The sequence below is a fragment of the Methylotenera sp. genome, assembly GCF_030684185.1.
GTDB lineage: Bacteria > Pseudomonadota > Gammaproteobacteria > Burkholderiales > Methylophilaceae > Methylotenera.
Map to the genome: position 1 here is coordinate 290,327 of NZ_JAUXOY010000014.1, position 13,162 is coordinate 303,488.

The 13,162-nt window shown below is 42.3% G+C and carries 13 protein-coding genes; 5 read left to right on the forward strand and 8 right to left on the reverse strand.

All coding sequences use genetic code 11. The features are described from left to right. Positions 1-19 precede the first annotated feature (19 nt). The gene (rsxA, locus tag Q8J82_RS04025; protein WP_304909470.1) at positions 20-613 is read right to left on the reverse strand and encodes an electron transport complex subunit RsxA; all 594 of its coding nucleotides are present in this window, start codon (positions 611-613) and stop codon (positions 20-22) included. Positions 614-875: 262 nt separating this feature from the next. Between rsxA and dapA the strand changes: the two genes are divergently transcribed. From dapA to Q8J82_RS04040, 3 genes are all read left to right on the forward strand, one after another. Next, a complete protein-coding gene (dapA, locus tag Q8J82_RS04030) occupies positions 876-1,769 on the forward strand; it encodes a 4-hydroxy-tetrahydrodipicolinate synthase (protein WP_305252080.1) in 894 nt (297 codons plus the stop codon). Positions 1,770-1,845: 76 nt separating this feature from the next. After that, complete coding sequence (gene bamC, locus Q8J82_RS04035; protein WP_370867108.1) at positions 1,846-3,087, forward strand: outer membrane protein assembly factor BamC; 1,242 nt, start codon at positions 1,846-1,848, stop codon at positions 3,085-3,087. A 21-nt stretch (positions 3,088-3,108) separates the two neighbouring features. Further along, entirely contained in the window at positions 3,109-3,882 is a 774-nt protein-coding gene (locus Q8J82_RS04040) for an MBL fold metallo-hydrolase (RefSeq protein WP_304908795.1), read from the forward strand. Positions 3,883-3,955: 73 nt separating this feature from the next. Here the strand turns inward: Q8J82_RS04040 and Q8J82_RS04045 are convergent, their stop codons facing one another. The 4 genes from Q8J82_RS04045 to Q8J82_RS04060 form a co-directional block, all read right to left on the reverse strand. Continuing rightward, a complete protein-coding gene (locus Q8J82_RS04045; protein ID WP_305327796.1) occupies positions 3,956-4,231 on the reverse strand; it encodes a hypothetical protein in 276 nt (91 codons plus the stop codon). A gap of 190 nt (positions 4,232-4,421) precedes the next feature. Continuing rightward, complete coding sequence (locus tag Q8J82_RS04050) at positions 4,422-5,258, reverse strand: secretin N-terminal domain-containing protein (protein WP_304908793.1); 837 nt, start codon at positions 5,256-5,258, stop codon at positions 4,422-4,424. 19 nt (positions 5,259-5,277) lie between these two features. Next, positions 5,278-5,775, reverse strand: a complete 498-nt coding sequence (locus Q8J82_RS04055) for a hypothetical protein (RefSeq protein ID WP_305327797.1) — start codon at positions 5,773-5,775, stop codon at positions 5,278-5,280. An 82-nt stretch (positions 5,776-5,857) separates the two neighbouring features. Then, a complete protein-coding gene (locus Q8J82_RS04060; RefSeq protein WP_305327204.1) occupies positions 5,858-7,045 on the reverse strand; it encodes a cupin domain-containing protein in 1,188 nt (395 codons plus the stop codon). 180 nt (positions 7,046-7,225) lie between these two features. Between Q8J82_RS04060 and Q8J82_RS04065 the strand changes: the two genes are divergently transcribed. Both Q8J82_RS04065 and Q8J82_RS04070 read left to right on the forward strand, forming a co-directional pair. Beyond that, a complete protein-coding gene (locus tag Q8J82_RS04065) occupies positions 7,226-8,242 on the forward strand; it encodes a quinone-dependent dihydroorotate dehydrogenase (protein WP_305327798.1) in 1,017 nt (338 codons plus the stop codon). 12 nt (positions 8,243-8,254) lie between these two features. Continuing rightward, on the forward strand, positions 8,255-8,872 hold the full coding sequence (locus tag Q8J82_RS04070) for a glutathione S-transferase (RefSeq protein ID WP_304908789.1): 618 nt from the start codon (positions 8,255-8,257) through the stop codon (positions 8,870-8,872). Between the two features lie 41 nt (positions 8,873-8,913). Here the strand turns inward: Q8J82_RS04070 and clpA are convergent, their stop codons facing one another. The 3 genes from clpA to Q8J82_RS04085 form a co-directional block, all read right to left on the reverse strand. Then, positions 8,914-11,190 carry an ATP-dependent Clp protease ATP-binding subunit ClpA gene (clpA, locus tag Q8J82_RS04075; protein WP_304908788.1) on the reverse strand — a complete coding sequence of 759 codons (2,277 nt, stop codon included), beginning with the start codon at positions 11,188-11,190 and terminating at the stop codon, positions 8,914-8,916. 43 nt (positions 11,191-11,233) lie between these two features. Next, positions 11,234-11,560 carry an ATP-dependent Clp protease adapter ClpS gene (gene clpS, locus Q8J82_RS04080; RefSeq protein WP_304908787.1) on the reverse strand — a complete coding sequence of 109 codons (327 nt, stop codon included), beginning with the start codon at positions 11,558-11,560 and terminating at the stop codon, positions 11,234-11,236. A gap of 213 nt (positions 11,561-11,773) precedes the next feature. Then, positions 11,774-13,045 carry an HlyC/CorC family transporter gene (locus Q8J82_RS04085; RefSeq protein ID WP_304890715.1) on the reverse strand — a complete coding sequence of 424 codons (1,272 nt, stop codon included), beginning with the start codon at positions 13,043-13,045 and terminating at the stop codon, positions 11,774-11,776. Positions 13,046-13,162 lie beyond the last annotated feature (117 nt).

The following is a 13,162-nucleotide window of genomic DNA, read 5'->3' on the forward strand; positions in this document are numbered from 1 at the left end:
TATAACTTGAATACTTTGACTAATATTTATCGAGACCAGCAAAACCCATAAACGCCAGGCTCATGAGTGCTGCCGTGACCATGGCGATTGCTGACCCTTTAAATGCCACAGGGATATCGGCGGCTTCTAAGCGTTCGCGCATGGATGCAAATAGAATCAACACCAGTGAAAATCCAATCGCGCCGCCTAAGCCAAAGAATAATGATTCTGTAAAGCTATGGCTTGCTTGGGCGTTCAGCAAAGGGATGCCCAGTACCGCGCAATTAGTGGTGATGAGCGGTAAAAAGATACCTAACCCCTGGTATAGCGGGGGGAAGTTCTTTTCCATTACCATTTCAGTGAGTTGCACTACCCCGGCGATAATCACAATGAACGAAAGCGTACGCAGGTACTGTAAGTTATTAGGTTCAAGTAGGTAGTGGTTGATGCCCCAGCTGGTCATTGAGCCTATGCTTAGAACAAATGCAGTAGCGCCAGCCATGCCGATGGAGGCTTCTAGTTTTTTAGAAACACCCATAAAGGGGCAGAGCCCCAGAATTTTAACCAGCACGATGTTATTCACAAGCACTGTGCCGATTAAAATCATAATGTAATGATGGAAATCAATAGTCATGGTCAGCGTCTGAATTGTTACCTTGAATTATACAGCGTTTACTCTTCACCAAATCAAGCAAAAGGGCACCCAAACCAATGGGACGCCTAATATAACGATAAGTTTTGACCTTGGCAAAGTATAAGTAATTATACCTTTATAACTATATCGAATATCCATATGCGAGACTCAATTGATGGGGCGTTAAGTTTGCATTGAGAAACTATATATTTACCAAGCTTTTAAGTTAAAATGAAGGATTATAAATAGTTTTAGGTTTGCTATGTTGCAAGGGAATTTTGTCGCTCAAGGCAGTTTAGTTGCTATTGTCACGCCAATGTTTGAAGACGGCCGTTTAGATATTCCATCTTTGAATGCGCTGATTGATTTTCATGTGGCCCAAGGCTCTGATGGTATTGTTATTGTAGGTACTACTGGCGAGTCGCCTACAGTAGATTTTGACGAACATTGTTTGTTGATAAAAACGGCTGTGAGCCAAGTCAACGGGCGTGTTCCGGTCATCGCAGGCACTGGCGCCAACTCAACGAAAGAGGCCATTGCCCTTACACAAAAAGCTAAAGAATTAGGTGTAGACGCTTGCTTACTTGTAGCGCCGTACTACAACAAACCTACACAAGAAGGCTTGTACCAGCATTTTATAGCGATTGCTGATGCAGTGGATGTTCCGCAGATTCTTTACAACGTGCCAGGCCGCACGGGTTGCGATATTAGTAACGAAACAACATTACGGTTAGCTATACATCCTAATATCGTTGGTATTAAAGATGCTACTGGCGGCATAGAACGCGGTACGGATTTAATTCTGAGAGCCCCTAAAGAATTTGCAGTGTTAAGCGGAGATGATGCTACCGCGATGTCTTTAATGCTATTGGGCGGAAAAGGCGTGATTTCAGTAACGGCTAATGTCGCACCAAAACTCATGCATGAAATGTGTGTGGCTGCAGTGGCTGGCGATGCGATCAAAGCACGTGAAATCAATGCAAAACTGTTTCAACTTCATCAAAAGTTATTTGTTGAGGCTAATCCAATTCCAGTTAAATGGGTGCTGGCGCAAATGGGCTTGATTAAAACAGGTATTCGATTACCTATGGTGCCTTTGTCGGTGCAGTACCATGATGTATTGCGCGGCGCGTGCAAGGCCGCCAGTATTTTATAATGAGCAATATCGTTTTTTTAAAGAGGTCTGAATGAAACAAATGAATATCAAGCCTAGTATTATTAAACCCAGTACTATGAAACACTTAGCAATTTATATGCTGATTACCGCCAGTTTAGTAGGTTGCGATTCTATTCCGTTTATTAATAACACTTCGGATTACAAAGGTGCAGGTCGCTCTAAGCCATTAGAAGTGCCACCAGATTTAACTGCAAGCCCAGTTAGCGATGCATATTCTATTCCTGGCAGCACCAGTTACTCTACCTATAGCCAAGCGCAAGAAGGTCAAGAGGCTGCGGTTGAAAAAGTATTGGCTACACCTGAGGGAGTCCGTTTAGAAAAAGCAGGTGCACAACGTTGGCTAGTAGTGAATGCGCCAGCAGAAAAAATATGGCCAGTGATACGTGAGTTTTGGACCGACCAAGGCTTTGCAGTTCGCTCTGAAAATGCGCAGCTTGGCGTGATGGAAACAGAGTGGATTGATGCTGATGCCATTAAAAAAGATGAGACTGGTAATTTAGGCGATAAATTTGATAAATGGCTGGATAAATTATCGGGCTTTGCAGATAAGAAAAAATTTAAAACACGTTTAGAGCATGGCAACGAACCGAATACCACTGAAATTTATATGACGCATCGCTCCGTTGCGGGGGCTCCAGATGATGGTAAAAATAGAGTTAGGACTAATTATGGTGAAATTGAGACAGGATATAGGCTGGAAGCAAAAACTGTAGTTGTAGCAGATGCCAGGGATGCTGAGTTAGATGCTGAACTATTACGCCGTTTAATGGTGAAGTTAGGCATCGAAGAGCAGAAGTCCAAGGCTATTATTGCTTCTGCGGTCAGTTTGAAACGTGCTGAAGTCGTGAAAGAAGCCGATGGCAGCGCAACATTGTTACTCAATGATCCATTTGACCGTGCATGGCGTCGTGTAGGTTTGGCGCTAGACAGAATCGGTTTTGTGATTGAAGATAAAGATCGTTCTAATGGTATTTTCTTTGTACGCTATGCAGATGTAGACATAGACGATACGCCTAAGAAAAAGAAAGGCCTGTTCGAAACTTTGAAATTCTGGGGTAATGATGACGAGAAAAAAGAAGTCACATCAGAAAAACAAGACAAGAGCATGGTTGAGAAATTGAAGTTCTGGGGCAGTGACGATAAGCAAAAAACAAATCCAGAAAAGCAATATCGTATAAAAGTGGCTGATGATGCTAAAGATGGTGCAATAGTGACGGTGGTAGATAAAGAGGGCACACGTATCCGCACTACTACCGCAAATCGCATAGTCGCGCTTATGTATGAACAGCTAAAATAGTTTTTTTAGGTAATACTACAAATGCGCTTTGCTTCGCTGGGTAGCGGCAGTGCTGGCAATGCGCTGGTAGTAGAGGTTAACAACACGAGGCTTATGCTGGATTGTGGTTTCAGTGTTAAAGAAACCCAGGCAAGGCTGGCGCGATTGCGTCTTAACCCCAGTGATTTGACGGGTATAGTCATTACGCATGAGCATGACGATCATGCTGGGGGTGCGTTTAAGTTCGCAGCTAAATATAATATTCCAGTGTGGCTCAGTTATGGCACACTTAAAATGTCGGCAAGATATATTCCCAGCCAGCATAATCTTCAATTTAATATCATTGACAGTCATCGAGACTTTTCAGTCGATGATATACAGGTGCAGCCCTACCCCGTGCCGCATGATGCTCGCGAACCAATTCAGTGTATTTTTTCTGACGGAAATCACAAGTTAGGCGTACTTACAGACGTTGGGCGTAGCACGCCGCATATTGAAGCGCAATTAAGCGGATGTAGGGCAATAGTATTGGAATGCAATCACGATGCCAGTATGCTGCAAACTGGTCCCTATAGCTGGACGCTTAAAAAGCGTGTGGGTGGAGATTTAGGGCATTTAGAGAATTTGGATTCAGCAAAATTATTAGAAAAATTAGATAACAGTCAACTGCAACATATTGTTGCTGCACATTTAAGCGCTAAAAATAACACGCCAGAATTAGCTAAGTCAGCTTTAGCTAAAGCACTAGGTTGCGATGATGGGTGGATCGGTATTGCGGATCAGTTGTTAGGTTTTGACTGGCGAGGGATGAGTTAGTTAATTAAACATAGGGCATGAAAATAAAAAAGCCGACTAAAAGTCGGCTTCTTCAATTACAACTAATAGCTAATTATTTAGCAGCTTCAGTTGCAGCAGCAGCAGAATCCGTTGCAGCAGCAGCAGAATCAGTTGCAGCAGCAGCAGAATCCGTTGCAGCAGCAGCAGCTTCAGTTGCAGCAGCAGCGTCAGTTGCTACAGCATCAGCAGCTTCAGTTGCAGCAGCAGCAGCGTCAGTTGCTACAGCAGCAGCGTCAGTTGCAGTTGCTGCAACTTCTTCAGCAGGTTTTTCACCACAAGCAGTAACAGCAAGAGCTAACAATGCAGCAAGTAAAATAGAACGTGTCATTTTTGATTCCTTAAGGTTTATAACTAGTGAAAAAACTTTTTTCGATAACCGCTTAAAAGTTTTACCTAATTAGCTATACCGAGTGGCGCAAATTTTACCAGCTTTTTTTAAAAAAACTAGCTTATTTCAAGGGTAAAGCAACAGAATTACAAAAAAATGTATTTTTTTTACCACAAATATCAATTTTTGGCTATTCCACACGAATGGATAGATTGTTGTTTCGGGATTGAATACTATTTTGTTGGCTTAAAATTGCGCGACTTACCTCATCTTTATCTTGCATGATGTTACCCAGGTTCAGCCATTCACCACGCTTAACTCGTACAGTAGTGTTAAGCTCTTCAAAATCAATATAGCCACGTTGATTTAGTTGAGCTATTCTTGGTGTAATTTGCAGTTCAATTTCATCGCCTATGCTTCTGGGCCTTACAGAAAAACCAGTGCTGATATCTATAAACTCGGTGGTTTTCTGTAATCTGATATATCGACGCGTTAATGTTACCCACTCTTGTGTAAACGGCACAGATTGGCCAACGCGAATAAAAGCAGCTTCACCGTCAATCACATTGATATATTGATTGCTACTACTACGCGTGTTGTGCTGACTGTTCTCAATATCAAGCTGAACACCGTCCCTTACGTTTTTTTGGTATCTGTTAGTGCCTATGTCCACATTGCCGATTTGTTTCCGGCCGCTTACGGCAACACCTTCGCGCTCTGTTTGTAGGTTATTTTGGTGACTCACCGTAATCTTTAGATTTTGACGGGCCACATCTAAAGTTGAAATGACTTGTTCAATTTCAATCATTCTTTCAGGGGTGGCACGAATGATTAAATGGTTCTGCATGCCAGTCACAGCGCCCTCACTGCCAGCTAAAGGTTGAATAATCGGTATGATATCCTCTGCAAAACGATGCTGCAAGTCGATGATTTTAAAATCAGTAGCTGCGATTGCGTGAAGTGGTAACAGAATTGTGGTAAATAAAAAATATAGCGAAAGTAAAAGGCGGTATAAATATATCTTCATTTCAAAATGCCTATAAAGTTCATAGGCCAAGTTTGCTAATCACAACCACATCATGTGTCGCATCAAGCAGTTCTTTAAATCTGGTATTCAGTAAGCTAGCGCTCGCAAGGTCATTCAAGCCGTACTTAAAGCGTGCTTGGTAGATGTGAATTCGTTTGATGTAATTTTGGTCATCCGCCAATATGAAGCAATCTTTTGCATGTTTTACCGACTCATTGGTTTCATATACGGCCATTTTATGCCCGTATGTGGTTAATAAATCTAATAACTGTGGGCATTTATTTTGAAAAAAATCAGTATCTTGCAGAATAATAGTTAGTTGATTGCTAGGACTTTTGTTTAAAAATTGCCGAAACAGCTCATACTTTTGTTTGCTGGCAAAATCCCCGTGACTAAAATCCTGGTCAAAAATCAGCAACTCGCGCTGAGCGCCGTCTAAAATAATATTAATTGCTTCAGCATAAAGCTGTTCGCCAACAATTATTTGGTCTGGGATAAGTGCTTTGTCGTTATTCATGAGATTTTTATCTCCAAGTTTAGCCTCGCCAATTTTGAATTGTTTAGTAGAGAGTTTCAATTAAATTGGGAATTCAAAGCCGCTAGTAATTAAAATTTAAGTAACCTGCCATATACCAATCATAAAGCTGTTGTATTAATTGAGCATCTTGAATTATATGAGCTGTAAAATCGGCTGCTAAAATACAGCGTTTATCTGCGAGTGACTGCAATATGATTGCGGCTTCACCAGTAAATTTTACTCCTTCGCTATTCATAAAAAAATTATCACCAAAAAACAGCATTTGGCTTTTAAGGTCAAGTGCAATACCTAACTTTGTTAATTTCTCAGAAAAAGTAGGTAAAGCTATTTTTTTATGAGCATCAAATACAACTTCGGCTTTAGGGTCAGAAAGATATGTGCCCAAAAACTCCGCAACTACATCGTCTGACCATTTAATTTTTTGTAAATTAGCACTGACTTTACTAATCATTTTGCTGTCAATTTCAGCTGGGTGGATTTGCAAAGTTAAATCAGCATCCTGATATATACCCTCTAAAACCAACTTATCTTGATTTAATCTATCCTGCATAAATCCTAAAAACTCAGTAGCAAGTTCTTGGTTTTTTGGCGCACGAAAACCAATCGAATATGTCATGCAATCAGTCGCTCCCTCTGAAACGGCAATGCCCCAGTGTGCAAGGTGTGGCGGTAGATACAGCATATCGCCTGCTTCTAATAGCCATTCCTGTGATGTATCAAAACTCTTTAAAATACGCAAAGGCGCATCTTCAACTAACGTTAAATCGGTTTGCTGGCTAATGCGCCATAGGCGTTTACCTTGGCCTTGCAATAAAAACACGTCATAGCTATCAAAGTGTGGCCCTACGCCACCACCATCAGGGGCATAACTCACCATTAAGTCATCAAGTCTAGCATGCGGAATAAAATCAAACTGCTGCAATAGTGCCGTTGCTTCCGGCAAGTAATGGTTCACGCTTTGCACCAACAATGTCCAGTTATGCTCTTTTGTTGGCCTTTCAGGTAGTATGGCAAAGTCAGAATCATCAAAGGGCCCGTGTTTTGCAGACCATTTCCCCTTTTTATACTCAACAATCCGCGATTGCACATCATCCTCACAGGCTAAGCCAGCAAGTTCATCAGGACTTAGTAGGCCAGTAAAATCAGGGATGGCATTTTTAATGAGCAGCGGCTTTTTTTGCCAATATTCTGCGAGAAATTGCGTTGGTGTTAGCCCGCCGAGTAATGAGAGTGCTTGGTTGTTTGACATTATTTGAATTCAATTTAATTTTAATAGCTTGGTAATCATTATGCCATTGGTTCGGTAGGCTTGCTATCTATGTGCCGGCATTGTGTGACTGGTAAAAAAATGGCAAAAGAGTGTGGCTGAATATGTCGGCGTTCAGCGTTGTTAATAGGCGGCAAAATAGTTTTGCAGTAAAATGCAAATATGAATATCTATCCGCTCGCAAAACCCTTACTTTTTCAGTTTGATGCTGAATCTACCCACGATTTTACTTTAAAAAGTCTCAAGCTTGCCGAGAAAACTGGTCTATTATCAATTTACCCAGCGCCTCCTGCCTGCCAGCCGAGGCAAGTTATGGGAGTTACTTTTCCAAACCCTGTGGGGTTGGCTGCAGGGTTGGATAAGAACGGTGCGGTGATTGATGGGTTGGCAACACTGGGCTTTGGTTTTATTGAAGTGGGTACGGTTACGCCACGCCCACAGCCTGGCAACCCTAAGCCGCGTTTATTTCGCGTAAAAGAAGCACAAGGGATTGTGAACCGCTTTGGGTTTAATAACCTGGGTGTCGATAATTTAATCGAGAACGTAAAAGCTGCTAAATACAAGGGCGTGCTGGGTATTAACATCGGCAAGAATTTTGATACGCCTATAGAAAATGCGGTAGATGATTATTTAATTTGTATGCGTAAAGTTTACGAGTACGCCAGTTATATCACGGTTAATATTTCATCGCCCAACACTAAAAACTTGCGTGTTTTGCAAGAAAAAGAGGCGTTATCACATTTGCTGGCTACGCTTAAATTAGAGCAAACTAATCTCGCAAACCAGCATGGTAAATATGTGCCTATTGCCTTAAAAATAGCGCCAGACTTGGAGTGTGAGCAAGTCAGTGAAATCGCTGACTTGCTGATGGAGCATAAAATTGATGGTGTGATTGCGACCAACACTACGTTATCACGCGAGATGGTGCTAGGCATGAAGAATGCTGATGAAACTGGCGGCTTATCGGGAGCGCCAGTGCACGAAAAATCAACTTTGGTGATACAGCAGTTATCCCTACGATTACAGGGTGCACTACCTATTATTGGTGTTGGCGGTATTTTAAGCAGTGCAGATGCCGTTGAAAAAATTGCCGCGGGTGCTGATTTGGTGCAAGTCTATAGCGGTTTGATTTATAAAGGCCCAAAATTAGTACATGATATTTGCCGAACGTTGGGCTAATTTTTTAGTGGTATGGCGTTGAATATCCTTTACTCGTATCGCCGCTGCCCTTATGCCATGCGAGCCAGAATGGCGCTTAAATATGCTGAGATACCTGTTGTAATCCGCGAAATTTCTCTAAGATACAAACCTGCAGAAATGCTGAAGGTATCGCCAAAAGGCACTGTGCCTGTTCTTGTATTTTCAGACGAAAGTTTAAATAAAACAGTAGTCATCGAGCAGAGCTTGGAAATTATGTACTGGGCTTTGCGGCAGAGGGATGTTGATGGTTGGTTAACTACGGATGGCGCGTTGACTGAGCAATTGATTGCTGAGAATGATGGAGATTTTAAACGTGCGTTAGATAAGTACAAGTATGCGATTCGTTTCCCCGAACATACTGTCGAGACTTACAGGACGCAAGGTGAAATTTTTTTACTTAAGCTTGAAGTGTTATTAAATCAATCGCAATTTTTATTGAATGACAAAGTCAAATTGGCTGATATCGCCATATTCCCATTTATCAGACAGTTCGCTTCGGTAGATAGTATTTGGTTTGAATCTGCCCCATATCCAAGATTAAAAATCTGGCTGAAAACGCTTGCTGAGTCTGAACTGTTCCTGAGTGTGATGGAAAAACAGCCAACTTAATTTAGTCGTTCCCTTCGACAAGCTTAGGGAACAACTAAATGTTATATAGCTGTCGCGAGTGAACCTTCTGAAGAGTGATTATTCTCTGCAAAAATAAGTTTTACCTCATCTTTATCATCAATATCAACATGTACGCTGCCACCGTTGGCTAACCTACCAAATAGCAATTCATCAGCAAGAGCCTTTCGTATCGTGTCTTGAATCAACCTTGCCATTGGGCGGGCGCCCATCAGCGGGTCAAAGCCTTTTTTGCCTAAGTATGCTTTTAATGTGTCGCTAAATGTCGCTTCAACTTTTTTGTCATGCAACTGGTCTTCAAGTTGAATCAAGAATTTATCTACAACACGAATGATAATGTCTTGTGATAATGGCGCAAACGACACCGTAGCATCTAAACGGTTACGGAACTCAGGTGAGAATAAGCGTTTGATATCGGCTTGCTCATCACCTGCTTGCTTAGCTGTGGTAAAGCCCATGCTGGATTTAGATAAGCCCTCAGCGCCAGCGTTAGTTGTCATAATGATAGTCACGTTTCTAAAATCCGCTTTGCGACCATTATTATCAGTCAGCGTACCGTGATCCATGACTTGTAGCAGAATGTTGAAAATATCAGGATGCGCTTTCTCAATCTCATCAAGCAACAACACGCAATAAGGGTGTTTGGTAATCGCCTCGGTCATCAGGCCGCCTTGCTCAAAACCCACATAGCCAGGAGGTGCGCCAATCAAGCGTGATACTGCATGGCGTTCCATGTATTCACTCATGTCGAAACGAATCAATTCTATGCCCATAATGTAGGCTAATTGTTTAGCGACTTCAGTTTTACCTACGCCTGTTGGACCGCTGAATAAGAAGCTGCCGATGGGCTTGTTGCCTTGGCCAAGGCCGCTGCGCGCCATTTTGACGGCTGAAGTCAGCGTTTCAATCGCCTTGTCTTGACCAAATACTACTGCTTTTAAATCGCGCTCTAATGTTTTTAGCGCATTTCTATCGTCGCTAGAGATATTTTTGGGTGGAATGCGCGCGATTTTAGCGATGATGTCTTCAATCTCTTTATTGCCAATCACTTTTTTCTGTTTAGATTTTGGCAATATGCGTTGTGCAGCACCAGCTTCATCAATCACATCAATCGCTTTGTCAGGCAAATGACGGTCATTGATATACTTGGCTGACAGCTCTGCTGCCGTAGTTAAAGCACTCGCACTGTATTTCACGCTATGGTGAGATTCAAAGCGTGATTTCAAACCTTTTAAGATTTCAATGGTTTCAGCTACGCTTGGTTCCGCCACATCTATTTTTTGGAAGCGGCGTGATAGTGCGTGGTCTTTTTCAAATACGCCACGATATTCCTGGTAAGTGGTTGCGCCTATGCATTTTAGCGTGCCATTGGATAATGCAGGTTTTAACAAATTGCTCGCATCTAAAGTGCCGCCGCTGGCAGAGCCTGCACCAATCAAGGTGTGAATCTCATCAATAAATAAAATGGCATCCGGATTATCAGCGAGTTGTTTCATCACGGCCTTTAAACGTTGCTCAAAGTCACCGCGATATTTTGTACCAGCAAGCAGCGCACCCATATCAAGCGAGTACACGGTTGCATTTGCCAGTATGTCCGGAATATCTTTTTCAACGATACGACGCGCTAAACCTTCTGCGATGGCAGTTTTACCCACGCCAGCCTCACCCACTAACAAGGGGTTGTTTTTACGGCGGCGGCACAGTGTTTGTACCACTCTTTCTAACTCTGGGCCGCGTCCGATGAGCGGGTCAATTTTTCCAGCAGCTACTTGTACATTTAAGTTAAGTGTAAAATTTTCCAGTGCAGTATTTGGCGCGGACTCCACATCAGCTTCCTGTTCAGCTCCGTCTGGCTTTGCAGCCTCACCAATTTTCGATACGCCATGTGAAATAAAATTAACGACATCTAAACGCGTAACGCCTTGCTGATGCAAGAAAAATACCGCATGAGAGTCTTTTTCACCAAAAATTGCCACCAGCACGTTTGCGCCAGTGACTTCTTTTTTTCCGGAAGACTGAACGTGCAGCATTGCACGCTGGATAACGCGTTGAAAGCCTAATGTAGGTTGTGTATCAACGTCATCTTGCCCATTAACGGTTGGAGTGTGTTCTTCAATATATTGAGTGAGTTCGGTACGTAATACCTCTAATTTTGCACCACACGCTCGCATTACTTCCGCGGCAGTCGGGTTATCAATCATAGCAAGCAGCAAATGCTCAACTGTAATGAGTTCATGGCGCTTTTGTCTAGCGTCCATAAATGCCATGTGAAGACTAACTTCTAACTCTTGTGCGATCATTTTAGATCCTTAATTTCTATATTAACTATACGCCTGACAGTTATCAGGCTGGTTCTACTGCACACTGCAATGGATGCTGCTGTTCATTTGCGAAGCTAAGCACTTGATTCATTTTGGTTTCTGCAATATCTTGCGGATAAACACCGCATACCGCTATTCCCTCAGTATGTACTTTGAGCATAATTTGTGTCGCTTGTTCACGGCTTTTGTTAAAAAAACGTTCTATACACTCTACTACGAACTCCATAGGTGTGTAATCGTCATTTAATAACAACACCTTAAACATGGGTGGCAGCTTTGGTTTTACTACTTCAGGTTTAAGTGCCGTATCGTTATCAGCAGGCTTTGCAGTTTTAGGTAAGTTAGCCATATGAGACTATTTTGAGCCAAACTGTAGAAATTTCAAGCCCAATTTGAATAAGCTTATGATAAATGGTAAATTAAATTTCATTAAGGAGAACAAACCTGAAAAAGAGTGCTTACTTTAAAAAGAGCGCTAGCGTTGTTTTTTTGCAGACGAAGTTTACTTGTAGTCGTTGCTAGCGTAACTTGGTTCTACTGCGCTAGTTAACTGAAGATGCGATTAAGGAAATATTTTAACGCTTTTGACAATACGATCTTGTGTTTGCACAATTTCAATCACGTGTGTGCCAACTTTGAAGCTGGTATTAGACTCTGGAATATCTTCAAAATGTTCCAGAATCAAGCCGTTGAGTGTTTTAGGGCCATCTAGCGGTAAGCGCAGGTTCAGCTTTTTATTTAAGTCGCGCAGTGTGCTGCTTCCATCCACCAGCCAGCCGCCGTCAGTATCTTTTCGGTAGCTGCCAAGACGAGAAGGCGATTGCGTTGTAAAGTCACCAATCACCTCTTCCAGAATGTCCTCTAAGGTCACTAAGCCTTTAAACTCGCCATACTCATCTACTACCAGGGCGACGCGTTGCTGCTTCTCTTGAAACTGCTGCATTTGGGTATATAGCGGTGTACCCGACGGGATGAAATAAGGTTCTGAAATGACTTCACGTAATGCGTCTTTATCTAAATCATTGTTCTCATGATGAGAGCGTAATTGGGACATGACTTTGCGCAAGTGCAAAACGCCGATAATTTCTTCTTGCTCACCTTGTCTCACAGGCAGACGAGTATGGTGACTGCTAGAAATTTGCTGCAAAATGTCATCTAGTGGTGCATCGAAATCGATGGCTTCCACTAGAGTATGGGCTGTCATTACATCATCAACCGTAATTTTTTCTAATTCAAAAAGATTGAGCAAAATCGTACGATGCTTTTTAGGCAAAAAATGTCCGGCATCGGTCACAATGCTTCGGAGTTCATCCATCGTAAGCGCGTTTGCCACTTCGCCGAAATTTACCTTTATGCCCAGTATTTTTAGCCAGCCTGCAACAATCAGGTTGACGAACCAAACAACAGGATAAAGCAGCTTTAGCAAGGGATAAAGAATGTAACTGCAAAAAATACCGATTCTTTCAGCATGCGCTGCAGCAATGATTTTGGGTGATATTTCACTGAAAATTAATATGGCAAACGTGACAGAAACTGTGCTTAGCATTAGTACCCACTCTTTTTCACCTAATAATTGCACGGTAATCACTGTTGCCAGCGTGGCTAGAGTGGTATTAACTAAATTGTTGCAAAGCAAAATTACGCCGAGTAACTTGTCCGTTTTAGCTAGTAGTGTGCTTGCGAGTTTTGCACCTCGGTGCCCTTGTTTGACCAAATGCCGCAATCGATAGCGGTTAAGCGACATTAAGCTGGTTTCGGACATGGAGAAAAATGCAGACAATAGCAACATGACGACAAGCGCGCCAAATTGCCAGGAAAGTGGGATGTTATTCAAGTGGAGATTTGTTGGTATTCACGATATGTTAAGTTTAACCGCGAGCGATGTTAATAATCAAGAGCGTTTTATTAAAGATGCTCTAGCCGCATGCCCGCGGCTTATGAGTTTGCTTTT